Source organism: Paenibacillus sp. strain BS8-2 (assembly GCF_054483835.1).
This window is the reverse complement of sequence record NZ_CM137010.1, coordinates 2,120,001-2,144,833: the sequence shown is the minus strand read 5'-3', so window position 1 is coordinate 2,144,833 and position 24,833 is coordinate 2,120,001. Positions and strand designations below refer to the sequence as shown.

Annotated in this window: 21 protein-coding genes, 6 tRNA genes and 1 rRNA gene (1 of these 28 only partly in view); 2 read left to right on the top strand and 26 right to left on the bottom strand. The window is 47.8% G+C overall.

Going from position 1 to position 24,833, the window contains the following annotated elements:
- Positions 1–15: 15 nt before the first annotated feature.
- From hisD to ACX1C1_RS09375, 9 genes are all read right to left on the bottom strand, one after another.
- Complete coding sequence (gene hisD / locus ACX1C1_RS09415; protein WP_458956826.1) at positions 16–1,302, bottom strand: histidinol dehydrogenase; 1,287 nt, start codon at positions 1,300–1,302, stop codon at positions 16–18.
- A gap of 86 nt (positions 1,303–1,388) precedes the next feature.
- Positions 1,389–2,033 (bottom strand): ATP phosphoribosyltransferase, encoded by a 645-nt coding sequence (gene hisG, locus ACX1C1_RS09410; RefSeq protein ID WP_458956825.1) that lies wholly within the window; start codon positions 2,031–2,033, stop codon positions 1,389–1,391.
- Positions 2,033–3,244: an ATP phosphoribosyltransferase regulatory subunit gene (locus ACX1C1_RS09405; RefSeq protein WP_458956824.1), complete on the bottom strand. Its 1,212-nt coding sequence runs from the start codon at positions 3,242–3,244 to the stop codon at positions 2,033–2,035. Before ACX1C1_RS09405 ends, hisG begins: the two co-directional genes overlap by 1 nt.
- A 208-nt stretch (positions 3,245–3,452) precedes the next feature.
- Positions 3,453–3,974 carry an acyltransferase gene (locus tag ACX1C1_RS09400; RefSeq protein WP_458956823.1) on the bottom strand — a complete coding sequence of 174 codons (522 nt, stop codon included), beginning with the start codon at positions 3,972–3,974 and terminating at the stop codon, positions 3,453–3,455.
- Positions 3,967–4,638, bottom strand: a complete 672-nt coding sequence (gene ppaX / locus ACX1C1_RS09395) for a pyrophosphatase PpaX (protein WP_458956822.1) — start codon at positions 4,636–4,638, stop codon at positions 3,967–3,969. Before ppaX ends, ACX1C1_RS09400 begins: the two co-directional genes overlap by 8 nt.
- A 45-nt stretch (positions 4,639–4,683) precedes the next feature.
- Entirely contained in the window at positions 4,684–5,739 is a 1,056-nt protein-coding gene (gene lgt / locus ACX1C1_RS09390) for a prolipoprotein diacylglyceryl transferase (RefSeq protein WP_458956821.1), read from the bottom strand.
- A gap of 64 nt (positions 5,740–5,803) precedes the next feature.
- The gene (gene hprK, locus ACX1C1_RS09385; protein ID WP_458956820.1) at positions 5,804–6,742 is read right to left on the bottom strand and encodes an HPr(Ser) kinase/phosphatase; all 939 of its coding nucleotides are present in this window, start codon (positions 6,740–6,742) and stop codon (positions 5,804–5,806) included.
- 130 nt (positions 6,743–6,872) lie between these two features.
- Positions 6,873–8,309, bottom strand: coding sequence for a DUF4179 domain-containing protein (locus tag ACX1C1_RS09380; protein WP_458956819.1), 1,437 nt, complete (start codon positions 8,307–8,309; stop codon positions 6,873–6,875).
- Positions 8,278–8,841: a sigma-70 family RNA polymerase sigma factor gene (locus tag ACX1C1_RS09375; protein ID WP_458956818.1), complete on the bottom strand. Its 564-nt coding sequence runs from the start codon at positions 8,839–8,841 to the stop codon at positions 8,278–8,280. The genes ACX1C1_RS09380 and ACX1C1_RS09375 overlap by 32 nt, the downstream gene beginning before the upstream one ends.
- A gap of 263 nt (positions 8,842–9,104) precedes the next feature.
- On the opposite strand from ACX1C1_RS09375, the gene ACX1C1_RS09370 reads away from it, so the two are divergent.
- On the top strand, positions 9,105–9,740 hold the full coding sequence (locus ACX1C1_RS09370; RefSeq protein WP_458956817.1) for a hypothetical protein: 636 nt from the start codon (positions 9,105–9,107) through the stop codon (positions 9,738–9,740).
- Positions 9,741–9,995: 255 nt separating this feature from the next.
- Here the strand turns inward: ACX1C1_RS09370 and ACX1C1_RS09365 are convergent, their stop codons facing one another.
- Complete coding sequence (locus ACX1C1_RS09365) at positions 9,996–11,117, bottom strand: ABC transporter ATP-binding protein (RefSeq protein ID WP_458956816.1); 1,122 nt, start codon at positions 11,115–11,117, stop codon at positions 9,996–9,998.
- A gap of 89 nt (positions 11,118–11,206) precedes the next feature.
- On the bottom strand, positions 11,207–12,346 hold the full coding sequence (locus ACX1C1_RS09360) for a PucR family transcriptional regulator (protein WP_458956815.1): 1,140 nt from the start codon (positions 12,344–12,346) through the stop codon (positions 11,207–11,209).
- A 210-nt stretch (positions 12,347–12,556) separates the two neighbouring features.
- Here ACX1C1_RS09360 and ssuE point away from each other — a divergent pair, with 210 nt between their 5' ends.
- On the top strand, positions 12,557–13,117 hold the full coding sequence (gene ssuE / locus ACX1C1_RS09355) for an NADPH-dependent FMN reductase (protein ID WP_458956814.1): 561 nt from the start codon (positions 12,557–12,559) through the stop codon (positions 13,115–13,117).
- A gap of 56 nt (positions 13,118–13,173) precedes the next feature.
- Here ssuE and ACX1C1_RS09350 read toward each other — a convergent pair whose 3' ends face one another.
- The 15 genes from ACX1C1_RS09350 to ACX1C1_RS09280 all read right to left on the bottom strand — a co-directional run.
- Positions 13,174–15,399, bottom strand: a complete 2,226-nt coding sequence (locus ACX1C1_RS09350; RefSeq protein ID WP_458956813.1) for a DUF4434 domain-containing protein — start codon at positions 15,397–15,399, stop codon at positions 13,174–13,176.
- A gap of 112 nt (positions 15,400–15,511) precedes the next feature.
- Entirely contained in the window at positions 15,512–16,459 is a 948-nt protein-coding gene (locus tag ACX1C1_RS09345) for an ROK family protein (protein WP_458956812.1), read from the bottom strand.
- 5 nt (positions 16,460–16,464) lie between these two features.
- Complete coding sequence (locus tag ACX1C1_RS09340; protein ID WP_458956811.1) at positions 16,465–17,175, bottom strand: N-acetylmannosamine-6-phosphate 2-epimerase; 711 nt, start codon at positions 17,173–17,175, stop codon at positions 16,465–16,467.
- A gap of 28 nt (positions 17,176–17,203) precedes the next feature.
- Positions 17,204–18,034, bottom strand: a complete 831-nt coding sequence (locus ACX1C1_RS09335; RefSeq protein ID WP_458956810.1) for a carbohydrate ABC transporter permease — start codon at positions 18,032–18,034, stop codon at positions 17,204–17,206.
- Position 18,035: 1 nt separating this feature from the next.
- Positions 18,036–18,932 carry a carbohydrate ABC transporter permease gene (locus ACX1C1_RS09330; protein WP_458956809.1) on the bottom strand — a complete coding sequence of 299 codons (897 nt, stop codon included), beginning with the start codon at positions 18,930–18,932 and terminating at the stop codon, positions 18,036–18,038.
- A gap of 99 nt (positions 18,933–19,031) precedes the next feature.
- Entirely contained in the window at positions 19,032–20,351 is a 1,320-nt protein-coding gene (locus tag ACX1C1_RS09325) for an ABC transporter substrate-binding protein (protein WP_458956808.1), read from the bottom strand.
- A gap of 145 nt (positions 20,352–20,496) precedes the next feature.
- Positions 20,497–22,062 carry a DUF4127 family protein gene (locus ACX1C1_RS09320; RefSeq protein WP_458956807.1) on the bottom strand — a complete coding sequence of 522 codons (1,566 nt, stop codon included), beginning with the start codon at positions 22,060–22,062 and terminating at the stop codon, positions 20,497–20,499.
- A gap of 112 nt (positions 22,063–22,174) precedes the next feature.
- Positions 22,175–23,044 carry a MurR/RpiR family transcriptional regulator gene (locus tag ACX1C1_RS09315; protein WP_458956806.1) on the bottom strand — a complete coding sequence of 290 codons (870 nt, stop codon included), beginning with the start codon at positions 23,042–23,044 and terminating at the stop codon, positions 22,175–22,177.
- A gap of 180 nt (positions 23,045–23,224) precedes the next feature.
- Positions 23,225–23,300, bottom strand: a tRNA-Lys gene (locus ACX1C1_RS09310).
- Between the two features lie 12 nt (positions 23,301–23,312).
- Positions 23,313–23,396 (bottom strand) — tRNA-Tyr (locus ACX1C1_RS09305).
- Between the two features lie 35 nt (positions 23,397–23,431).
- Positions 23,432–23,507 (bottom strand) — tRNA-Phe (locus tag ACX1C1_RS09300).
- A gap of 15 nt (positions 23,508–23,522) precedes the next feature.
- Positions 23,523–23,599 (bottom strand) — tRNA-Asp (locus ACX1C1_RS09295).
- 10 nt (positions 23,600–23,609) lie between these two features.
- Positions 23,610–23,685, bottom strand: a tRNA-Val gene (locus tag ACX1C1_RS09290).
- 3 nt (positions 23,686–23,688) lie between these two features.
- A tRNA-Met gene (locus ACX1C1_RS09285) sits at positions 23,689–23,765 on the bottom strand.
- A 206-nt stretch (positions 23,766–23,971) separates the two neighbouring features.
- Positions 23,972–24,833 (bottom strand): 23S ribosomal RNA (locus tag ACX1C1_RS09280) (it continues 2,069 nt past the right edge of the window).

The window sequence follows — 24,833 nt, the reverse complement described above, 5'->3', positions numbered from 1 at the left end:
TCACCGACAAATTGCCTATCCGCCTTCCTTCTCCAAACGGATCTCGATCGCGCGAGCATGTCCTTCCAGCCCTTCATGGCGTGCCAGCGTCATAATTTTGTCGCCATTGGCCATAAGCGCTTCCTTGCTATAGTAGATCAAACTCGATTTTTTCATGAAGTCATCCACATTAACTGGTGAGGAGAACCTCGCCGTACCATTGGTCGGTATAATGTGATTTGGTCCTGCGAAATAGTCGCCTACCGGCTCGGAGCTGTAAGGACCTAAGAATATCGCGCCCGCATTCTCGATGTGACCCAGCAGCTTCATCGGGTCGATCGTCAGCACCTCTAAGTGTTCTGGCGCCAACTGATTGACAACTGCGATACCTTCTTCGATGGAATCGACCAGGAGCACCGCTCCGTAGCTGTCGATCGAAGCCCGTGCGATATCCGCGCGCGGCAGCGTCGTAAGCTGGCGTTCAACCTCGGCTGCTACTGCTTCTGCCAGCGCCTCCGACGGCGTTACCAGCACAGCTGAAGCCATCTCGTCGTGCTCGGCTTGCGACAGCAGGTCCGCCGCGATGTAAGACGCATCGGCCGACTCGTCCGCTAGCACGACGATCTCGCTCGGTCCCGCTATGCTGTCGATATCGACCGCGCCGAACACCGCTCGCTTCGCTAGCGCAACATAAATATTGCCCGGTCCCGTAACCTTGTCGACCGGAGCAATTGAATCCGTGCCATACGCGAGCGCCGCGATGGCTTGAGCCCCTCCGACCCGGTACAACTCCTGCACGCCCGCTTCCGCGGCGGCCACGAGAATATACGGGTCGATACCAGCTTTGCCGCCGGTCGCAGGCGGCGTCACCATGACAATCTCCGGCACGCCAGCTACTTGTGCCGGAATCACGTTCATCAGCACGGACGACGGGTAAGCCGCTTTGCCTCCAGGCACATACACGCCGACTCGCTTCAGCGGTCGCATGATTTGCCCCAGCATCGTTCCGTCCGGCTGTAGATCCATCCACGAATTGCGCATTTGCTTCTCGTGGAATTTCCTAATGTTAACGGCCGCCTCCCGGATCGCCGTCAAGAATGCTTCATCGACCTCGCTATAAGCCGCTTCGATCTCCTCACGCGTCACGCGCAGCTTATCTGCGCTCAGCTTCACCCCGTCGAATTGCTCCGTATATCGCAGCAGTGCGGCATCACCTTCCACCTTGACGTCTTCGACAATCTTCAAGGCGCTTGCATTTTGCTCGGCTGTACCATATTCCACTTCCCGCTTCAGTCCGAATTGCTCGGCTCGCATGATTCGCATATGCGCTCGCTCCCTTCTCTTCTTTTATAGCTAAACTTATCAGCCCAATAGGCTCTGAAGGTTGTCGTTACTCATCCACTTCAGATTCACACCTTGGCCGCGATCGCTTCCTGCAGCTTGTCGCATAGGCTCTGGATGCTGTCGTTTTTCATCCGGTAGCTAACTCGGTTCGCGATCAGGCGGCTCGTGATACCGAAGATCGATTCCATCTCCACCAGCCCGTTTTCCTTCAGCGTCTGTCCCGTTTCCACCATATCTACAATGCGGTCAGCCAGCCCAATCAGTGGCGCAAGCTCGATGGAGCCGTTCAGCTTGATAACCTCCACCTGCTGACCTTGCTCACGGAAGTACGCAGAAGCAACGTTCGGATATTTGGTCGCCACGCGCGGATGGATTGTCGGCTTCCAATCCGGAAGACCGATTACAGACATGCGGCACTTCGCGATACCCAGGTCCAACAGCTCGTAAACATCCTTGTTCTCTTCCATCAGAACATCCTTGCCCACGATCCCAATGTCCGCCACGCCGTATTCGACGTAAGTAGGCACATCTACCGGCTTCGCCATAATAAATTCCATATTGGCATCAGGCAGCTCAATAATGAGCTTGCGTGTATCATCGAAGTCGCTAGGAATCGGCAAGCCCGCCTCGCGGAATAACTTGGATGCTTGTTTGTAGATTCGCCCTTTGGGCATAGCTACCTTTAGAATCTCTTTTGTCCCGCCGCTCATTATGCTTGCCCTCCCTTCTCATCTGCAAATACTCGCAACGCCGTATAACCGAGCCCTTTATAATAAAATACAGAACCTTCTACGACTTCACCAAGCTCCATAGAGCTCTCTACCCGCTCTGTCACCACACTAGTGCCCAGACCCCGGAGACGCTGCGCTTCAGCCAATGCATCGCTTCTTCCTGACGAATCGTATGCGATAAGCGTCCGTTCTTCTTGCGCATTGTCTTCCGCACCAAGCAGTTCCAGGATGCGTGTTGTCTTAAGCGCGAATCCCGTTGCCGGCGCCGGTCTGCCGAACTGGGACAGCAGATTGTCGTAACGACCTCCGCTTACCACCGGGAAACCTAAGTCCGCCGCATAACCTTCAAAGGTCATGCCCGTATAATACGAGAAGTCGCCGATCATCGTTAGATCGATCAGCACATGCTCACAGACGCCGTATGCGCGCAGCACTTCCCACGTTTCACAAAGATGATTTATCGCTGCCTCAGCGGTGCTGCCGCCATTAAGCTGCATGGCCTGCTCACAAATTTCGGTGCCTCCGCGCAAACGCAGAATACTTTCAAGCTCACGGCGTACCGGCTCATCCAGAGAAAGCTTTTTCAGTTCTTCACGATAGCCGACATAATCACGTCCGAGCAGGCAAGCTTTCAGCAGCTCCTGTTCTTCCTTGCGGTCCTGCAATGCTTCGCCAAGCAGACCGTTCAGGAAGCCGACATGACCGATCGCGATCTTGAACCTGTCTACGCCCGCGGCTTTCAGAGAAGCGATAGCAAGCGCAACAACTTCTGCATCCGCTTCAGCGGAAGAATCGCCTACCAGCTCTACGCCAGTCTGGAAGAACTCTGCCTCACGACCTGCTTCTTCTTCGATCGAACGAAATACATTCGAATGATAAGAGAGCCGCAGCGGAAAGCTCGACTCCTTCAGCAGTGACGAAACGACGCGCGCGATCGGCGCCGTCATTTCGGATCGAAGCACTAAAGTGGTGCCTCTATTGTTCAGCAGCTTATATAGTTTCTGATCGGAAGTCGAACTGGCGACACCAACCGTATCATAATACTCCATCGTCGGAGTGATAATTTGCTCATAGCCCCACGCAGCCATACAAGCTAACGCTTGTCGCTCAATATGGCGAAGTTTCTTGACCGCATCGGGCAAGTAGTCCTTGACGCCGGTTGGCTTCTCGAACATCTTAGGTTTGGACATATCCAAATCTCCTTACGTTCTCATTATTGTTTATTCCACTATGCTTTAGTGCGTTAAATCGCTAATATGGTAACTTGCTAATAAAATAAAGGATTTTATCGATCTTAGCATGCACTCATCTTCCCGTCAAGTTACATCAACAAAAATAGACGTCTTATGGCAGCAGCGGAACCTCCGGAAAGGCCGCATTGCCAATTGGACGTCTAGTCTAGCTCTCTTTGTAACCTTCCGTACCAGCAGAAGGAGATTGCTTGGATTCAATAACGCGCATAGGATTGCCTCCAACGAAGGTATGCGCGGGTACGTCCTTATGTACAAGCGAACCGGCAGAAACAACCGCATAATCGCCGATTGTTACGCCTGGAAGAATGGTGCAATTCGCTCCGATCATGACATGATCGCCAATGACGACATCTCCGATCCGATATTCGTTGATGAGATATTCATGAGTAAGTATCGTTGTATTATAGCCGATTATTGAATTACGTCCAACCGTAATCCGTTCTGGGAAAAACACATCTACCATCACCATGAGGGCAAAGGCGGTGTGTTCTCCCACCTTCATCCCCAAGATGCGTCTGTATATCGCGTTTTTCCAAGATAACTCTGGACAATAGCGGGCAAGCTGTATGGCAACAAAATTGCGAATTGCCTTCAACCGGCTAACAGTCGAATACACTTGCCACAGCGCATTAGGTCCTTCTACAGGATGTTTCTCAACGTTACGCAAAAGTCTCCCGCTCCAAACCGGCAAAGGCAAGAAGCTCACGCATATCGTCAATCACGTAATCAGCCCCTGCGTCACGTAAGATTTGCCCGCCCTTGAGCGACCATGCCACCCCGACAGCAGTAGCTCCTGCGGCAACGGCAGACTTTATGTCGACCGTGCTGTCGCCAAGCATCAACGTTGTAGCTGGATCAGCTCCAATGAGCTCCATTGCTTTGAGCACTGGCTCTGGATGCGGCTTAGCGTTCGTGACGTCGTCAATCGTAATAATCGCATCCATGTAATCAAAGATGCCTACAAATTTAAGTCCCTTTTCAGTCGTCAATCGCATCTTGGTGGTTACAACGCCAAGCTTGATGCCATTTCGATGCAGCTGCTCAAGCACTTCAACTACATATTCGAACGGCTTGACCAAATCATCATGAAGCTTAAGGTTAATCGTACGATAAGCGTGAACCAGATGACGTACATCGTCTAGTCCAGAGAACTGCCTTAATTGATCGACCAGTGGCTGTCCCATACTCGGGATAATATGATCGCGGTTAAAGTCAGCAGGCGCTACACCTTTTAACGACTCCAGAAAAGATGTAATAATCAACTCATTTGTATCCAGGATTGTACCATCAAGATCGAACAGCATCGTACGAATATCGTTCCTTGTGTTCATTCCAGCTTTCCCTCCTGCTGTCTTGCATTCTATCCGTTGTTATCTCTATTTGTGCGTATCTTCAACCGACTCATCCGCTTCTGCGTCTCCACGTTTCGATGTCACCGCAGCCTCTTCTTTCGACTCAGCTCTAGATATCACGTCATCTGCCGCCGCACCGTTACGCTCAGGCTTGGTGGTCACGATTGGATCCAAATATCTAACCGTCGCATGTCCCGAAACACGTCTAATGATAATAAAGGCGATCGCAGCGACAATAAATAACAAAGCTAACGCTTGCGAAATCCGAATGTTTCCATACGCTGGATCTAGATAACCTTGATCGAACAATCCCGTCATTGGCGTCCAAAGTGTATTGATAAAGTCCGCGATCCATTTCGGTCCGATGAACGCCAAGCTATCGATTCGAAGAGCTTCGATAAAGAAACGTCCGATAGAGTACCAAATAAAGTAGGCAGCCATTAACTCGCCTGCGCGCAGGAACTTCTGACGACGAAGGACAAATAATACACCTAAACCAACCAAGCTCCATAGCGACTCGTACAGAAAGGCCGGATGGCGGAATGCGCCTTCCTGGATAGCCTGATCGACGATAAACATATGATCGACGATAAACGCGGGAATATGCAGAGTGTTCCGCAGGAAATCCTCACTAACCGGACCGCCGTAAGCTTCCTGATTCATGAAGTTGCCCCAGCGTCCAATCATTTGACCGACCAGCAGTGACGGGACACAAATATCGACAATGCGCCAGAAGCTGTAGCCTTTGTATCTGGAGTAGATAATTCCACATATAAAAGCGCCGATAATCGCGCCATAGATCGCGATACCGCCTTCCCAAATTTTGAAGATATCCAAAGGATTGTCCTTATAATCTTCCCACATGAACGCTACATAATAAATTCTTGCTGCAATAATGGCCGTCGGAGCTCCGAACAACAGCAGGTCCATAAAGAAATCCGGCTTAATGCCGAATCGTTTGCCTTCGCGCACAGCCAGCAGCAGACCTACCAGCGCCGCCGTACCCAGAATAATGCCGTACCACCGGACCGATAACGATCCGATTGTGAATACGACAGGATCAATCGCAAGCATACTCATCGTTACTATCTTCTCCTTTTTCGCCGCTCATAATTTCACTAATTCTTGATCATGCCAGCCTAACTCAATCGTATTCATCCATATCGTCGGCGATCGTCTCCGTCAGTTTGTTCGTAAACTGGAGCGCTGCGTTGTATCCCATACGTTTAAGTCGGAAATTCATCGCAGCTACCTCGATAATAACAGCAAGATTTCGCCCTGGTCGAACCGGAATCGTCACAAGCGTTACATCGGTATCGATGATTCGCGTCGTTTCTTCATCCAGTCCAAGCCGATCATACTGCTTGTCCTGCTGCCAGTTCTCTAGCTTGATGACAAGCCCGATCCTCTTCTGAGACCGAACAGCGCCAGCACCGAACAACGTCATCACATTAATAATGCCTAGACCCCGAATTTCGAGCAAATGACGAATCAACTCCGGAGCGGATCCATGCAGTTGCCCGTCCGAGGTTTGACGAATCTCAACTGCATCATCTGCGACCAAGCGATGACTTCGCTTCACGAGCTCAAGCGCTGTCTCGCTTTTGCCTATGCCACTGCCGCCGGTAATCAACATGCCAACACCATACACATCGACTAATACACCATGAATCGTCGCCGTCGGCGCAAGCTTGCGCTCCAAGAAGTCCGTAATCCGGCTTGTCAGAATCGTCGTGGCGATTCCGCTTCGCAGAACAGGAATTTGGGTCGCGTTCGATTGCTCGATCAGCTCCTTCGGCGCTTCGAGTCCCCTGGTTAGAATAATACAAGGCGTTTCCTCATCGCATAATCGGATCATCCTGTTTTTACGTTCTTCGCTGTCAAGCATACTTAAAAACGATATTTCTGTTTTACCAAGCAGCTGCACGCGCTCTACCGGATGGTAGTGAAAGTAGCCTGCCATCTCTAAACCTGGCCGATATAAATCGTCAACCGTGATGTTTCGTTTCAACCCATCCTCGCCCGCTAGAATCTCCATATTGAAATGACGGACCAATTCGGAAACTTTTACTTTTTTCGCCAAGGGATTAGCCTCCTTCTTCGGGCAACGTGAGATTATTTATAGCAACATTATGTATACCGATTTCCAATGTCTTCATCGTAAAACAAAAAGGCGCCGAAAGCAACGTTTCACGTCGCCCAGCGCCATCTTCTCATTTAATGGGAATCACAATATCTTGCATCACATGCCCTAGATACATGTCGACGTCGAAGGTAAGCGGCTGGGCGAAATCGGCGTTTGGGATATTGTAATAGTAGGTAAAGAGCCTTGAACCCGCTCTAAATTGTGACGACGTGTTACCATCGCTCATCCCTCCCTCTACGCGATATACATTTCCTGCTGCATCCTTTACCTGGCCTTTGCCGGTACTATACCCAAACAGGACAATAGCTCTATTAACCTCCGGCGGATCATCCTCGTGAGACAGCTCAAACGCTAGATCTACCGCATCCGCCGACTTTCTTACACTAATCAGCTGTAGCCGATCATCCGGCGCGTTAAGCAATATTTCCTTCTCTGTATCGATGACTACCTCAAGACCTCTTTCGGACACCAGCAATCCTTTCGCTCTTAACGTTAACGATTTCGGTTTGTCGATTGAAGAGCTTTGGAAGTGTCGAACAAACTCACCATTGAGATCTCCCATACCCGAGCTTTCCTTGTACACTCGGCCTCGTTCATCGACAAGCTCCAGCTCAACAAATCCGTTCATACGTTTGGCATGGTTCGGATCTGTTTTGAAATTCACCGAGACCTGAAGCGGCGTAATGACTGCCTCCGTAACCTCCACACGCAGCCCGTCAATCTCTATGACCTGGTTAATCGGTATGACCTCCGTCATCTCCGCAAATCTGCTTTGATCAATCGGAACCTCCACCACCAGCCATTCCCCGCCTGCTTTCAGTTTAAACTGTATGACTTGAGGCACATCAACTCCTGGCGCGAGAACAATGTCTAAATAATCCTGCAGCTTCCCTTGGCTATCTCGTTTCGTATCATCCAGTCCATAGTGGGCAAATGCGATGAGTGAATTGATATTTCCTCCATGTTCGTCACTTAGCTCAAATGGCAACATGGTCATATTCTCTTCATTAATGCCAGGCCCTGCTGCCGTATACAAGATGACGATTCGTTTGGCATCTGCCAACACTCCATTCACCGTAAATGTATATCCGTTTCTTTCATCACTTTTGTTCACAACCTGGAAATACTCGTTTTCTATGGCAGATTGCAGCTCAAAGTCATCACCAATCAGCTCAACGAATCTCCCGAATCCCGGAATATCCTTTAGGATGGTGGCGAAGGTCGGCGAGATCCGAGCAAATGCGGTTAATAACAACAACATGCTTATAAGAATGACCACAGCCTGCAAACCTTTTCGCTTGACACCGATCCTGATCGTCCTTTTCTGCCCTTGTTCGATACCTTTCAGCATTACTGCATTTACCTTCTCCGCCAGCAACGGATACTCTTCTAAATTTGTCACCTCTCGGACATGATCTCGGTCAGCACTAAGCAATAAAACGATATCGTCAGTATTATTTTCCTTTGTCCTGCTATGCAGATCCTTCTTCTCCCAATCGTTCATCTCTATCCACCTCCTTCCGCTCGGTCATATCCGTTCTTAATTGTTGTAATGCCTTGTGCAGCCAGGTTCTAATCGTACCATCCGGCTTCTCCATCATTTCTGCCACCTGTGTAATGGTCATATCCCGATAATATTTGAGTACGATTACCATTCTGAGATGAGGTGGCAGCTTGGCGAGCTGTTCCTCCATTTCAAGGCGCTCCACCGCTTCTGTCTCCAAAGTTGTTTGACTAGCGGCCATTGTTATGGACGATTGCTCCTGCTTTTGCTTCTTCCTTTCATCCATACATACATGTATCAAAATACGTATCATCCACGTTGCCAAATACTCTGGCTTCCTCACCTTCACCCTGTTCACCCAGACACGGCACGCTGTTTCTTGAATCGCCTCTAACGCACCTTCTTCATTACGCAGATACGCATAGGCTATGCCATACATCTTTCCTTTCTCGCGCTCAAGCGTTGCCAATATCGTCTCCCTGTCCAGCGGTTTGGCCGATCTCCACCGCGTATGCTCATCTCCCTCGCGCATCCCAATCTCAACCCCTTATAGCATCTTCCGCATCCTCTTCTTTCCTTATCTACCAATTAGACGGTCAGACACCGCAAACAGTTTTACAATCACGAAAAAAAATGTCCGCATGACACGCATAACACACATCGTTAAACGCTTCGAACACTCCGTTGCAATGTGCAGCACCCTTTATTTGCAACATCAATGGGAGTGAATCCGTTTATAAAGGAAAATACTGCATGGAATAAGAATGAAGTTCGCTATGACGGGGGAGTGATGGGTTGTATATCGGTAAAGTCATTTTGATTATTTTAGTAACGCTATCAGTATCAGGTTGTGGAGGATGGCATGAGAAGCAGGATAACCAATTGCAGTCTGCTACTAACAACGTTACTAACAGAGAACTATTATTTAAGCGAGTTGTCACAAACGAAATCCCCGAATCCACGCCTCCTGTAGACTGGTCTAATGTCAAAACGATTGGCTTAGGGCTGGTCGATGACAAGCCCATTTCGGTTCACTTCTATTCCAAAGACATCCTGGACAATTCCAATAACATCCAGAACAATAATATTGAAGTGCAAGCTTTGTTTCAATACGAAGGGAAATTATATGATTATGAACAAATCATTCCTTGTCAATTGAGTGAAGTTGAAGCAAGGAAGGTGGATGGATCGTTTAATGATATTGTTGTGTTGGCAGGCATCGGAACTGCTTTCACTTACTGGAATATTATTGCCCTAGATAAAATAAGCAATAAATTACTTTCGTTTCAAACAATTGGTCAACCCGAAATGATTGATTTGGATTCCGATGGGCATGAAGAACTTGTCGCTGCTTTCGAAGGTGCACATATAAACTTCCCTAATATGAAATCATTCGATTCAAGGATGGATAGATGGAAGCCGCTCAAGTAATTGACTCCAAGAATACCAACGATCCCTCATACGCCCGTATCATGAATCAATCTTCAGATTACGAAATTGAGGTCGGCAAAGTGTCAGAAGAAAATACACCACAGCGTTACAAATATGACCGTGGTATGCTCGTACGTATGTATTTAGAACATCATTAGAGTGTGAGCCAAACTCCTACAGAATTGGCCTAGTTGAACAAAGCACAAAATAAAGAACCTTAGGTAAACACCCAAGGTTCTTCGTTATAAGGGAATATTAGTTCTCGAAGATGTTCAGTTCGGACTCTTTATCAAAGAGGTGAACTTTGTTCATGTCCAGAGCGAGCTTAACGCTTGCGCCGTCACGGATTGCAGAGCGGCCGTCAACACGTGCGATTACTGTGTCGGAACCGATACCGTTCAGGTACAGGTACATTTCGTGACCAAGGTTCTCAGCTACCTCTACGTTCGCGTTTACGATTGTGCCAGGGGAAGCTTCCAGGAATACTGGCTCTTCATGGATATCTTCCGGACGAATGCCCAGAATAACTTCTTTGCCAATGTAACCTTTGGAACGAAGTGTTGCTGCTTTGCCTTCAGGTACTACTACGTCTACACCGGAAGCTTTGATCTTCACTGTGCCACCTTGCTCAGTCAATGAACCAGTGATGAAGTTCATGGATGGAGCACCGATGAAACCTGCAACAAAGATGTTAACCGGGTGGTTATAAAGCTCCTCAGGGGAAGCTGTTTGTTGAATGAAACCATCTTTCATAACCACGATGCGATCGCCCATTGTCATGGCTTCGATTTGGTCATGCGTTACGTAGATTGTTGTAGTTTCAAGACGTTTAGTCAGTTTACTGATTTCCGCACGCATCTGACCACGAAGTTTAGCATCCAAGTTGGAAAGTGGTTCGTCCATCAAGAATACTTGCGGCTCACGAACGATTGCGCGGCCCAAGGCAACACGCTGACGTTGACCACCGGAAAGTGCTTTTGGTTTACGGTCAAGCAAGTGCTCGATATCAAGAATTTTCGCAGCTTCACGAACGCGTTTGTCGATGTCTGCTTTTTTGAATTTACGAAGTTTAAGACCGAACGCCATGTTTTGGTACACGTTCATATGCGGGTACAAGGCGTAGGATTGGAATACCATCGCGATGTCGCGATCTTTAGGAGCAACGTCGTTCACAAGACGGTCGCCAATAAACAATTTACCTTCCGAGATTTCTTCGAGACCAGCGATCATACGAAGAGTTGTCGATTTACCGCAACCAGATGGTCCTACCAGTACCAGGAACTCTTTGTCCTTGATATCAAGATTTACGTCGGTTACAGAAGCCTTATCGGAACCCGGATATTTTTTGTAAATGCCTTCTAAGCGTACGCCTGCCATGATCAATTTCCCCCTAAAAAAGAATTTCGTTATGGATCTATCTTATCCCACAGACGGGCAGATGACTATGCACATACTTTACAAAAAAACTAATTCCTTTTCGTAACTTTGTACAATAGCAATATAATCTTCACAAGCACGGCATCCCGGAATTGCCGAACATCCAATCCCGTCTCCTGCTTGAGCTTGTCTAATCGATAGAGGAGCGTATTACGATGGATGTATAGCTTTTTGGCTGTTTCACTTACATTACAATCCAAATTAAAGAATGTTTCCAGCGTAGCAAGCATCTCTGTCTCTACAAACAAATCCGCCCGTTTAAGCGATTGCTCCAAATATTTGGATCTGTAACTCTCCGGAATTGTGTTAAGCAAACGCTCAAGCTGAAGCATCCATGGCAGATGAATATTCGTTCCCACATGGAATTTGCGGCCCAGGTTGATCGTCTCGCGAAGCAGAATGGTCGTCTCTACCATTCCTTTGGATGGCGAAACGGGCAGTGCTACCGCCAAATGACATTCGCCTAACCATTCGCTTGCAAGCATCTCGTGCAGTCCTGATGCGATGGATGCAAGACTTTCTTCAAGCGACTCTTCTTCAGATGAATCGTCAGGCTCCGCATCTTCATCCTTTAATAACGACATCGGTCCCCATATCAACCACTCCTGGCTCTTAAGGGGGATAAGCAGAATATCTTCCGCCAAGAACGACTTAAGCAGCTTTTCCAGCTCCACATATGCAGCTTCGGTAGCCGTTGTCTGCTCTGTAATAAGGAGTAATGGAATCATGTCATAATATAAACGGCTTCCTACCGTCAAGTGATCTGGTAATGAATAAGCAGGTGTGGCCGAATCAAGCTGCTCCTGCAGCCATTCGCTCAACTTTTCAGCGTATCTTTCGGATTCGCTGGTGTTTATCCGCTTTTTTAACGGGTTCTGAGGAACAATCATTTTTAAAGTCCAACTAATCAGGTCCTTTTCCTTGGGTGTTAGATCATCATCTCTCACTTCAAGAACAGACAAAGCTTGCTCTTGCTTGCCTGCGAGGAACCAGGTAATATCCGTTTTTTCTGCGCGCATTCCGAGTGCTAAGTCTTCGTCGCCTTCGCCGCGCCAGATCGCAACGGCATCGCTTGCGAATTCATCCCATTCTTGGACTGTTCTTGTACTCATTTGAATCGGGCTATTCAGAATGTGCTGCAGCGGTTTTAACCAGTCTGTCTTGCTCATGTCTTTGTCTCCACTCTCCACGAATAGCGCTTTTTTCTTTCCATTGTACCATAACCTATTCGACAATTTTAAGTCCGCATGCCTTTTATGTAACTGATTCAGACTACAAGAGCAATTCGTTTGACCCCCTATCCAATACATGGTAATCTACACCCGACGGCTATGCATCCTTGCACGCTGTAGTATGACTTAACGAAGGAGATGCTGCCCATGTCCAGCATAGTTATTATATCCGGCAGTCCCAATGCAACCTCCCGCTTGAACGGGATCATTGATTTTGTTGCCAAGGAGCTCGGACAGAACGGTCATTCGACCAAATCCATCACCGTAGTATCACTGCCCGCCGAAGATCTGGTTCACGCTCGATTCGGCAGTCCTGCGATTGTCGAAGCCAACCGTTTGGTTGAGGAAGCATCAGCTGTTATTATTGCCAGTCCTGTTTATAAAGCTTCCTATACAGGCGTGCTTAAGGCTTATATCGATCTGCTCCCTCAGAAAGGACTTGAAGGCAAGCTCGTGCTTCCCTTATTCATTGGCGGCACGCTTGCCCATCTCTTGACCATCGATTATGCGCTGAAGCCTGTGCTCGCCTCGATGGGTGCAAGGCATTTCATCCGTGGTGTCTATGCCACGGATGAAATGGTGACCCGTATCCAAGACGGAGGAGTCGAGACCCGCTTCGAGGTAAGCGACGAGCTCGCTGATCGGTTACGAGCATCGGCACAAGAGCTTGTGGAAGAGCTGGCGCTGCGCCTTCCCCGATCGAAGTAAACGCAAAGAAGCTGCATGTGCGACGTGTTCTTCGCATACGCAGCTTCTTTTACTTTTTATCCCTTGACCTGAATCTCATCGATAAACGTCCAAGCGCTGCTCGCGGGGACAATCTCAACCTTGATGTAGCGAGTGTTCGCACCGCCAAGACCAATTACGCGATATGTTTTCGTCTGGTCGGAGCTGCTTACTGCCGGCTTCAACACCGTTCCTACATTCGTAAAGTTGATGTTGTCCGACGAAATAGAGAACCGTACTTCCTTTGGAAGCAGCACGTACACCGATTTCACTTGCAGGAAATTTGCGTTTAGCTCGCTTATGGAACGGGTTTGACCCAAATCAATGACAAAGCTGTATCCGGCGCCCGTATTGCGTCCTTGCCAAGCGCCGTCCGAGTAGCTAGCTGCTCCGAACGAGCCATTGGTTAATTCGCTTCCTCCTGCATCCGTATACAAGGCATCGGCCGCCATGGTGGAAGTGTAGGATTTGCCTATCGACCAATTGTTCGGATACGATGTTCCGGAGGACGTTGTTGCAGAGACTGAGCTCGACATTGCAGATAGATTGCCTGCTGCATCATAAGATTTGACCGTATACGTATAGGACGTGCCAGGCGCCAATTGATAATCGGTAAAGCTGGTCGAAGACGAGTAACTGGCATGTACCAGCTCACTATTACGGTAAATTTGGTAGCCTACTACACTGGTATCGTCGCTAGATGCGCTCCAGCTCAGATTAATCGTCATAGAATCGACTGCTGATGCAGACAAGCTCGTTGGTGTCGTAGGCGATACAGCATCCATAACGCCAGTTGTGACATATTCCGAATACGTTTCATAATACAACGGATTAACCGTCTGAGGGCTCATATAATGATTGAAGCTGAAGCTAGTATACTTGCTGACGTAAGGAGAAACCTCTTCCATATTATCCAGCATGAGCTTCATATCCATCGGCTTGAAGTCCAGATTGAACGTTTCCGTATCAGCCCACAATGCCGTACCAGAGCCAGCAGTGTCGATGGCATCTTCCGTCGCTTCGAACCACGCCGCAAGATCAGCTGTTACGGCATGCCCCGCGCCGATACCGTCTTGCAGAGCTAAGATATCAATATCCGACTGTCCCAAAATATAGGTCCACATCGTTTCCCATCCAGAAGGAGTCAATCCGCCCGAAACATTGTAGAATGGGGAAATCATGATCGGCAGGCCGGGAGATTCCGTGTGAGCAACAGTCGTCACGTCATTATAGAAGTCCGCGAGCCGCTGCCATGACGTAGAATCGGGATGATTCCAATTATCCACTTCAAAGCTAAGATACCAGCCTTTAAACGAAGAATAGCTGCCATATTGGTTCCATAGATCTTCAATTAATTCACCCGCGATATCCGCTTCCTCGTTCAGCCATGTCAGATCGTTTGTGTATTTCGCGAACCATTCGTGGTTCAACTGCAAGCCAACATATATATCGATGTTATACAGCTCACCCATTTCGAGCGCTTTCTCAACCACGTCTTGTGTCGTATCCTGCGATAATCCACTTACTGTCGTCGGATACACAGCTGTTCCAAACTCTGTATTAGCCGACCACTGCAGAATGAGGTGATCCATGCCTACATCTTGCATGTACTGAAATTCGTCTTCCCATTCCGTAAGGCTCCAAGTATCAGCAAGCTCCGGCTGCAAGAAGGAGCCATTCAGCTTCAAGGGCGAAGCCGCATCAAGCACTCGCCACTCGTCCACGAACGACCAGGTTGCCGCATTTCCGTTCACGGTCATTGTGACATACCGTGCAGTCACCGGACCTGATGCGTCGCAGGCATACTCCAAGCGCACAATGTCGCTTCCCGCTCCTTGCTGCCCCACCGAACAAGCCGTTTGGTACGTTAGCTGATCGGTCGAATAACTAAAGGACACGCTGGTAGGGGCCTGTATACCTGCTCCCAAATACTTGTAGAAACCTGCTTCGAATCGTTGGAACGTTTCGGTCGCACCTAAATCAACACTAAAGGTATAGACGCCGGGTGTCATACGTCCTTGCCAAGCAGAATCCGCAAGTAATGCGCTAGCCGTCATGCCATTCGTCAATTCATTGCCGCTGTCTGGATAAGAAGCATTGGCAGTAATGCTTGCTGTGTAGCTTAATCCAGCGAGCAGATTCGTCCCCGTCGCTTCTGCACGCCCTGGTGCAAGCTGACTGAAGGATAGGGCGACCATTAGGACGCAAAGAATCTGTGCCAATATTTTCCTAGAACTAGACACGGTGAAGCCATTGGGTTGCATGAATCGATCTCTCCCTTCAAATGGATGATTCGATCCAGCTGAAAACACCGGTTGCTATATCATGGAGCCTGTTTTGTTTTCAGGCGTAGATCCTTATTGAGTTCTGGCTTCGTTAGACTCCCCTTCTAGGTTGGCTCTTTAACGCTGCTAGCGCTGATCCGACAAAACCTGCCTGACTTCCAAGATGTGCAGGCGCAAGGACAACAGGGGCAGGAATCTGGTAGACCGGCATAATGAGGCGATTCAGTGCTGTCCCGATGCGATCCAGTAAGTAAGCTCCCTGTCCCGCCACAATCGCTCCCGCCAGAACGATGGCCGAAGGATTAAAAATATGAACGAGATTCGATAATCCGGCAGCTACATATTCGCAATAGGCATTCACAATGGACAACGCTTCTTCGTCGTCAGCCTTTGCTAATCGAAAGATCTCCTCCGGTTGGTCCCATGGACCATCTTGCCATCGCTCACATGCTAGCCTCATGAATCCCGAAACGGATGCATAAGCTTCCCAGCAGCCCTTATTACCGCAACTGCATACGAGACCGTTCATGGAAACCACCATATGACCGAACTCTCCCGCGTAACCTTCTCTGCCTTCATATACGCTGCGCTCTTGAATCCAACAGCCGCCAACTCCCGTGCCGATTGCGACACACAGGAAGTCATCCCATGCTTGTCCGGCCCCGATCCACGCCTCACCGAGTGCAATCATGTTCACATCATTATCTACTACTACGGGCAGCCCGGTTTCTGCTTGAATACGCTCACCAAGGGGCATGCCGGCCCAGCCTGGCAACGTAGCAGTGGCTCCCCTGACGATACCGGACGTGCGTTCCACTTGGCCCGCTGTGCCAATGCCCACTCCTTCAATGAGCGTACCCAAACGATTGGCCGCCGTGAGCCCTTGCGCAACGATGTCGGACAACTTCTGCAGGAGCGCCTCCGGACCATTGTGCGATTCCGTGGGTTCGATACCTTCCAGCAGTACGGCTCCACTCTCTGAGACGATTCCCCACTTCAAATTGGTTCCGCCAAGATCTATGCCAATTGCGGACCGCATGGGTATCATTCCTTTCCTGCAAGCTCTGGCCGTTGCTTCAATCCTTTTACGAATCGCTTCGCAATTTCTTCTGGTCGTGTAATCGCACTGCCAACTACGACGGCATGCGCTCCCATTTCAAGGCATTGGGAAGCCTCTTCAGGGGTTGAAATTCTGCCTTCGGCAAACACTGGAATTTTAACTCTGTTTACCAAATCGAAGACCAGCTTAACGTCTGGAGCCAGTTGTTTGGGTGAATAGACCGTATATCCCGACAAGGTAGTCGAAATGACATCGAAGCCCATTTCTTCTGCTTTCACGCCTTCATCTATAGTAGAAACATCGGCCATTAGCAGTATCTGCGGGTATTGCTGACGAGTCCATGCTACGATATCTTCAAGCGACTCACCGCCTGGTCTTCGCCGAACAGTCGCATCAACCGCTATAATGTCTGCACCCGCTTCAGCAATAGCAGCAACTTCTTTTTTCGTAGGTGTTATATAAACCTCCGAATCCGCATAACGCTCTTTCCATAGTCCGATAAGCGGCAAGGAAATCTTGCTTCTAATCGCCTTCACATCTTCAGGCGAATTGGCTCTTATGCCTACCGCTCCGCCTTCTTTAGCTGCGACTGCCAGTTTCGCCATCGTTTCACTGCCGAACAGAGGATCTCCCTCGTATGCTTGGCACGATACAATCAATCCACCGTTCAGAGCTTGTATTTCGTCCTTTTTCATAGCTAGATTCCACTCCTTAAGATGGAAATCAACCTTTGATTCCTGTCAGCGTAATACCTTCAATAAACTGCTTTTGGGCAAAGAAAAACATAATGATAAGAGGCAATGTGAACAAAGCTGATGCCGCCATTAACAAGCCCCATTCGGTGTAATGCTCCGCCAGAAACGCTTGCAATCCCAGCGTCAGCGTGTACAGATCGGCATTGTTCAAATATAGCAGCGGCCCCATAAAGTCGGACCAAGTGTATAGGAAAGTAAAGATGGCAACTGCCGCTAATGCCGGTCTGCACAATGGCAAAATCATCGTAACGTAGATACGCGCCTCGGATGCTCCATCAATTCGAGCTGCCTGTATAATGGCATCTGGAATCGACATAAAGAACTGCCTTAATAAGAAAATATATAACGGAGCTCCAGTAAACGTAGGGATAATCAGCGGCCAATAACTTCCCGTAAGTCCAAGATCCTTAAAAATCATATAGACCGGAATCATGGTCACTTGGAAGGGGAGCAGCATGGTCATGATCACAATGGGGAAAATCCATTTGCGTCCGCTCCATTCGATTTTTGTTATGGAATAAGACACCATAGGAGCTGCGATCAGTTGTCCGACGACACTAGCGGCCGTTACAATCAACGTATTCAAAAAATATCTAGCAAACGGTATAACTTCAAAAACATCACTATAATTGCTCCACATAAAGTTTTCAGGCCATATGGTTAATGGGAAGGTCGATATTTCTCCCAAGGACTTTAATGATGTCAGAAGCATCCACAGAAATGGAGCCAGAAAAGTAAAGCCTAGTAACAACAGCACAGCATGTACGGGTACGCTTGATTTCCAGATCGACTTATTCATCTTATTCTCCTCCGTAGGTGACCCATTTTTTCGAAGAACGGAAGATGAGCCATGTAATGAGACCCGCGATAACAAACAGAATCCATGCCATTGCGGAGGCTTTGCCCATTTTCATGTAGATGAAAGCGTTATGATACAAATACATAGCATACATAAGAAGCGAATTCTCCGGTCCGCCAGTGTTCGTGTTATTGAGCGCCGTACTGGAAACGACGAAATAAGCTTGTGTGAAATATTGCAGGTTGCTGATCACTTGCATAATAAGCTGGAACAATATAATAGGAGAAATCGTCGGAATCGTAATGTTCCAAAACTGCTTCCATTTGTTTGCACCGTCAATTTGCGATGACTCGTATAACGATTGAGGAACCTCTTGGAGTGAAGCCAGGAATATGATCATGACGTTGCCGGACGCCCAAAGTCCCATCATCACAAGAGAAATCTTGCTGAGTTCAGGATCTGCTAACCAATTGGGACCAACAACTCCGAACTTGCTCAACAAGTCGTTCACCAAGCCATATTGCGGATTCAGAATCCACATCCACAGCAGCGACGTAGCCGCAAGCGGAACAATAGTCGGAATATAATAAATCGTACGATAGGCGGACAAGCCTCTTATTTTCTTATTTAGTAAAAGGGCTAGAAGCAGAGAGAACAATAAATTGATCGGGGTGCTTACAAGCGTAAGATAAAGTGTGTTGTTAATACTTTTCCAGAACAAGTCGTCAGCGAACAACTCTTTGTAATTGTCCACCCCTATAAACTCCGGCGATTGGAAAATGTTGAAATTCGTAAAACTATAATATAATGAAGCCAACAGCGGATATAACGTAAAGACAAGAAAACCTATCATCCACGGACTTGCGAATGCTATTCCAATCCACGTTTTTTTCTTCATGGTTGCTCCCCCAGAAGTCTACTTTCCTATCCATTGATTGCTGCGCCGCTTTCCCTGGTGGTAAAGCGGCGCAGGACGATGCTAGAACCATCAGCCCAGTTATTTCAGAAGACTCGCAGACTTCTTCTTCATCTCGGCCATCGCTTCATCAGCACTCTTCTTGAAATTTATCGCCAACTCGAACTCATCTGCGATTGCCTTACTGTAAGTAGCTTGCTCCCCGAATGTTGGGAAGGACTTCAGATTCGGATTTTTCGCCGCATCTGCGAAAGCTTTGAAATCTGGAATATCTTGAAAAGCCGGATCGTCATATACCGATGTTCTTGCCGGCAGATTAGCGAACATATCATTAAACTTCACCATATTTTCTTTGGACATCAGCCAGCTCATGAACGCCCACGCGCCATCCTTACTCTTCGCATTGCTTGGAATAAAGAATGTCGATGCACTCACTTCGCCTCCACCAGCAAGCTCAGGCTTACCAGCAGGAGCCGGCAATGGAGCTATGCCGTAATCAAGGTCTTTTTTCAGAACATTTTTTACTGTATTGCCAAACCAAGGTCCGTCAAAACGAATCGCTTGGTTACCCATGATGAACGGATCGGTAGCATCTAGGTACTTGGCGGATGAGTTGAATTTAAGCACATTGTCGGATCCGAACTTCTCACGATACGCGCGCAATAGCTCAATCGCCTTCTTCATTCCTTCATTATCTGGCGTCAGCGTTTTACCATCCTCGGAGATGAAATTGCCGCCTAAAGCATATGTCATGTTGTTTCCGTAATATACAGTCGGGAAGTCTGGGAAGCCCAATACTTTAATGCTTCCATCTGCATTTGTTTCTGTTAGTTTGATTGCGTAATCGAGCAATTCTTCTTCTGTTGAAGGAGGAGTATCAAGGCCAGCTTTGGCAAGGAGAGTTTTGTTGTAGAACATCATGTTGAAGTTGACGTTAATCGGAAGCGCGTAAAGCTCGCCATTGTAGCGCCCTGCTTCCAAGGCAGCAGGCACAAAGTCGGATACATCGTACTTATCGCGTGCTATGTACTCATCTAGCGATAACAGCATCCCTTTCTCGACATACGATGCGGTATTGTTGCTGAAATTGTCTGTGATATCAGGGCCATCGCCGCTAGAGATCGCTACGATGATCTTCTGAACGTCAGGTACGGACAACCCCTTCACTTCGTACTTGTCTTGACTCGCATTAAACTCCGAAATCAACTTCTCGACGTTCTCGCCTTCAGTACCACCCCACAAATACCAGAAGCTTACTTCTTCCTTCTTGCCGTTCGATTCACTCGGTGCTTTCTCACCCGAATTTGTCGCGGCAGGCTCGTTATTGCCGCCGCTGCATGCAGCGAGCGATGCTGTAAGCATTAAAGCAACTGACGCGGTAACCCATTTTCTCTTCAACATGAATGCCTCAATCCCCCTCGAATAAAGTAAAGATGAAGTTTCTAGGTTCATTATAACTGCGCGATTGGGATTATGTAAAGGATTATTTCTTTTTTATTATATTAATTGGAGGATACCTCCACAATTAGATGATGGGCAAAATTGATCATGGAGTTTCGCTCCACCTTTTTCGTTCCAGACGGAAACCGATTTCGAACATCCTCATCCAAGGAACACTCACATTAGAGAGAATAAGCTCCTCCCCTTCAGGGATATAATCCTGTATAAATTTCTGCAGCCGCTCATTGATTAACAACTGTACCTCCTGCTGAACATGTGCTAAACGGAAATATGCAGCATCCAGGCTAGGCAAATCACGATCCGTTATTTGCTGACGGATTACCGCCTGATAACCCCAATCTTCAATTAATCGATAATAGTAATACATTCTGCTTGCCTCTTCCTTACTGGAATCACCTGGATTAGAACGAAGATATGACGCTATAATCGCATGTGAAATCACTGTTCCGAGCGCATTACCCGAAGTATTCCATCCCGCATACGCATCTAAGCCCTTTAGCAAGTCCTTCTTCGCAAGCAGTTTCATGAGAATATCATCACCACCATTACCAAGAGCGACATCGCCTAATGCAACGACTTTCCCCGTACTTATATATCGCTCCATTGTATAGACAAATTCGCGCATATTAATTTCGGATATATAGGAGTGATGACGTGTATGGATATCATCCATTGTCTCGGCTGTGGATGCGCCACTAGTTGCAGGCGAATGGACCATCAAGAAGAGATCAGGCGAGTCGAATCCGTCTCCCATATACGCTCCTGAAGCTGTAATGTGATGCTTGATGCTTTCATTCAAGCTGCGGTCTTCGTATTTGGGTATTATAGTGGGTCCAAGCGTAGATGAGTATCGGACATGAATAATGGGATGATACTGGTGCAATTCACAGAATATCTTACTAAACATCGTACAGCCGATTTCATCCGCGCCTGGATACACCGTGATACGGTCCTGAAGATTTCTGTCTTGAATGCGGCGAACAAGATTTCTCTGCTCAGCCGAGGTATAGCCGTACTGAGCGTTATCATCTAGCGGGATAACCAAGTAATCAATTACGCCTTCTTCTGCCAGCATCACCGAGTATTCGTTCATCTTCTTATTAACTTCTCTTCTACCTAGAAAATCATCAAATATCGCTTCTGGAACCCTATGCATAATTTCTTGCAATCGTTCTTCTTCCGTATGTTGAAGTTTGCCTTCACGCTCACACTTATCCTGCAGCCATCCGAATTCATTCAATTCCTTTCCATAATCCGCATAGTAGTCAGGCTCTTCTTCGCTGCTGGAATACGCTGGAGCCCGCGTAATCAGATGGAACACATAAAGCTTAAGTGATGGATGCATCTCCTTTAGCTCGCGAAGCAATTGTATTTTCTTCTCCAGTTCAACCTCCCCTATACTGTGTAGACGCGATGGGACAATTCCTCCATACAACAGCATATCCATGCTAATTAGCGCATAATCTGCTGAAGTTGCTTCTTGCTTAATCCATTGTGCCAGAGCTTTCGTGTTTGCCGGAAGCTTCTTATTGCCTAGTATCTTACGGTCAGGCGCGCTTACATGGAGATTCGTCATACTAGCGAGATACAACGGATAATCGTAGTTGCATGGCCGTTCATCTAATGGCACGTAAACGATCTTACTCTGCATAAGTCTTACTCCCCTTTCTCTTTGAACAAAAAAATCCATACTCTATATAAGGTATGGATAATTTCTTCTTAATTTTATTATAATTCGGAGTATAACTCCATATCAATACTTTTTAATAAATCTTGTGTACAACCGACATTGACGTCTTCTCTAAGGCTTCGTAGGCTTTCGATCTGTAACGAATCGCTGTCGCTGTTGATAAAATATCGAGGACATGAATTTGAGATAATTTGGATGAGAAGGCCCCTCCCTGTAGAGGCGTTTCACGGGATTTGGATAATAAGACGACATCCGCATATTGTGTCAATGGTGAACGAAGATGACTGGTCAAACAAATAAAGAAGACGTTATTTTGTTTTGCGATCTTGACGGCGTCGACAATATCCTTGGTGCTTCCAGATGTAGAAATGCCAAAGAGAACATCGCCTTCCTCCATTAGAATAGCGTTCATCGCCATAATATGTGGATCAGTTACGACTTCCGTATTATAGCCAAGACGCATAAATCGATATTTACCATCCATCGCTGTATTAGCCGAAGAACCTACGCCAAAGAAGTACAGCTTCTTAGAGCTGCCGATAGCCGAGATCGCTTTTTCGACTTGATCCATATTCAACAGATTAAGTGTATTTTCGATTGCTTTCGTATTTTCTGCCGTTATTTTTATAGCAATGTCATGCAGGTTATCCGATTCATCAATCTGGCTATGTACGTTCTTTATTGGAACTACCAGATCTTGAGCAAGGGCCAGTTTAAACTCCTGGTAACCTTTGAACCCTATTTTTCGGCATAAACGCAATACCGATGTTTCGCCTACACTAGCCATTTCAGCTAAATCGGTTAATGTAACATATACAACTGCTTCGGGGTCTTTTTTTATGACATCAGCAATTTTTTTCTCCGTTTTGGTAAGTGCTTCATAAATGCTAGATATAATCAAAAGCGTATTAGCATCTTCTGAAGCTCCTTTACGATTCGCCATCGATAACACTCCTTGATTGAAGAAATATTCCACCTATATTTTTAATAGTAGACTTTATCTCCACTTTTTTCAAGTCAAATATACAGCTCCGAGATGTTGGTTTTGTCATCACAATATATTATGACAATACAAAAAAGAGAGGCAGCTGCCTCTCTTTGAACGTTTGGTTTGAATAAAAACTGGTGAGCCATGAAGGACTCGAACCTTCGACACCCTGATTAAAAGTCAGGTGCTCTACCAACTGAGCTAATGGCTCCAATTAAGGAACTGGTGGAGGATGATGGATTCGAACCACCGAACCCGAAGGAAGAGATTTACAGTCTCCCGCGTTTGGCCACTTCGCTAATCCTCCATAATACATACCTTGTCTGCTTTGACAGACATAAGTGGTGGCTCGGGACGGAATCGAACCGCCGACACAAGGATTTTCAGTCCTTTGCTCTACCAACTGAGCTACCGAGCCTTACTTATTAAAAAATGGCGGAGCTGACGGGATTCGAACCCGCGGTCTCCTGCGTGACAGGCAGGCATGTTAGGCCTCTACACCACAGCTCCAGGAATTGAATGGTGGAGGATGACGGGATCGAACCGCCGACCCTCTGCTTGTAAGGCAGATGCTCTCCCAGCTGAGCTAATCCTCCATATGGTAGCGGCGAAGGGGATCGAACCCCCGACCTCACGGGTATGAACCGTACGCTCTAGCCAGCTGAGCTACACCGCCACATGTTCCCCGATTGTTGTCACTTACAGCGCTCGGGGTCGCTTGTAAGATCAGGCAATAACATAACCAAATGTTATGTGCAAATCATTCCTGCTTTCTTGGAGCTTGTCCATTACGGCAGTTTGATTGCGCCCTGAAAACTGGATACGAAAGGTTTGCTGAACCTTAAAGCTGTTGCTTACCGTTTGTATGAACGAGTAAGCGTGTAGGATAAGCCCTCGACCGATTAGTATTCGTCAGCTCCACACATTGCTGTGCTTCCACCCCGAACCTATCAACCTCGTCGTCTTCAAGGGGTCTTACATACTGGGAAATCTCATCTTGAGGGGGGCTTCACGCTTAGATGCTTTCAGCGCTTATCCCGTCCGTACTTGGCTACCCAGCGGTGCTCCTGGCGGAACAACTGGTACACCAGCGGTACGTCCATCCCGGTCCTCTCGTACTAAGGACAGCTCCTCTCAAATTTCCTGCGCCCGCGACAGATAGGGACCGAACTGTCTCACGACGTTCTGAACCCAGCTCGCGTACCGCTTTAATGGGCGAACAGCCCAACCCTTGGGACCTACTTCAGCCCCAGGATGCGATGAGCCGACATCGAGGTGCCAAACCTCCCCGTCGATGTGGACTCTTGGGGGAGATAAGCCTGTTATCCCCAGGGTAGCTTTTATCCGTTGAGCGATGGCCCTTCCATTCGGTACCACCGGATCACTAAGCCCGACTTTCGTCCCTGCTCGACTTGTAGGTCTCGCAGTCAAGCTCCCTTATGCCTTTGCACTCTTCGAATGATTTCCAACCATTCTGAGGGAACCTTTGGGCGCCTCCGTTACATTTTAGGAGGCGACCGCCCCAGTCAAACTGCCCGCCTGACACGGTCCCCGTACCGGTTTCACGGTACTAGGTTAGAACTCCGATACGATCAGGGTGGTATCCCAACGGCGCCTCCACCTAAGCTGGCGCTCAGGCTTCAAAGGCTCCCACCTATCCTGTACAGATCGTACCAAAGTCCAATATCAAGCTGCAGTAAAGCTCCATGGGGTCTTTCCGTCTTGTCGCGGGTAACCTGCATCT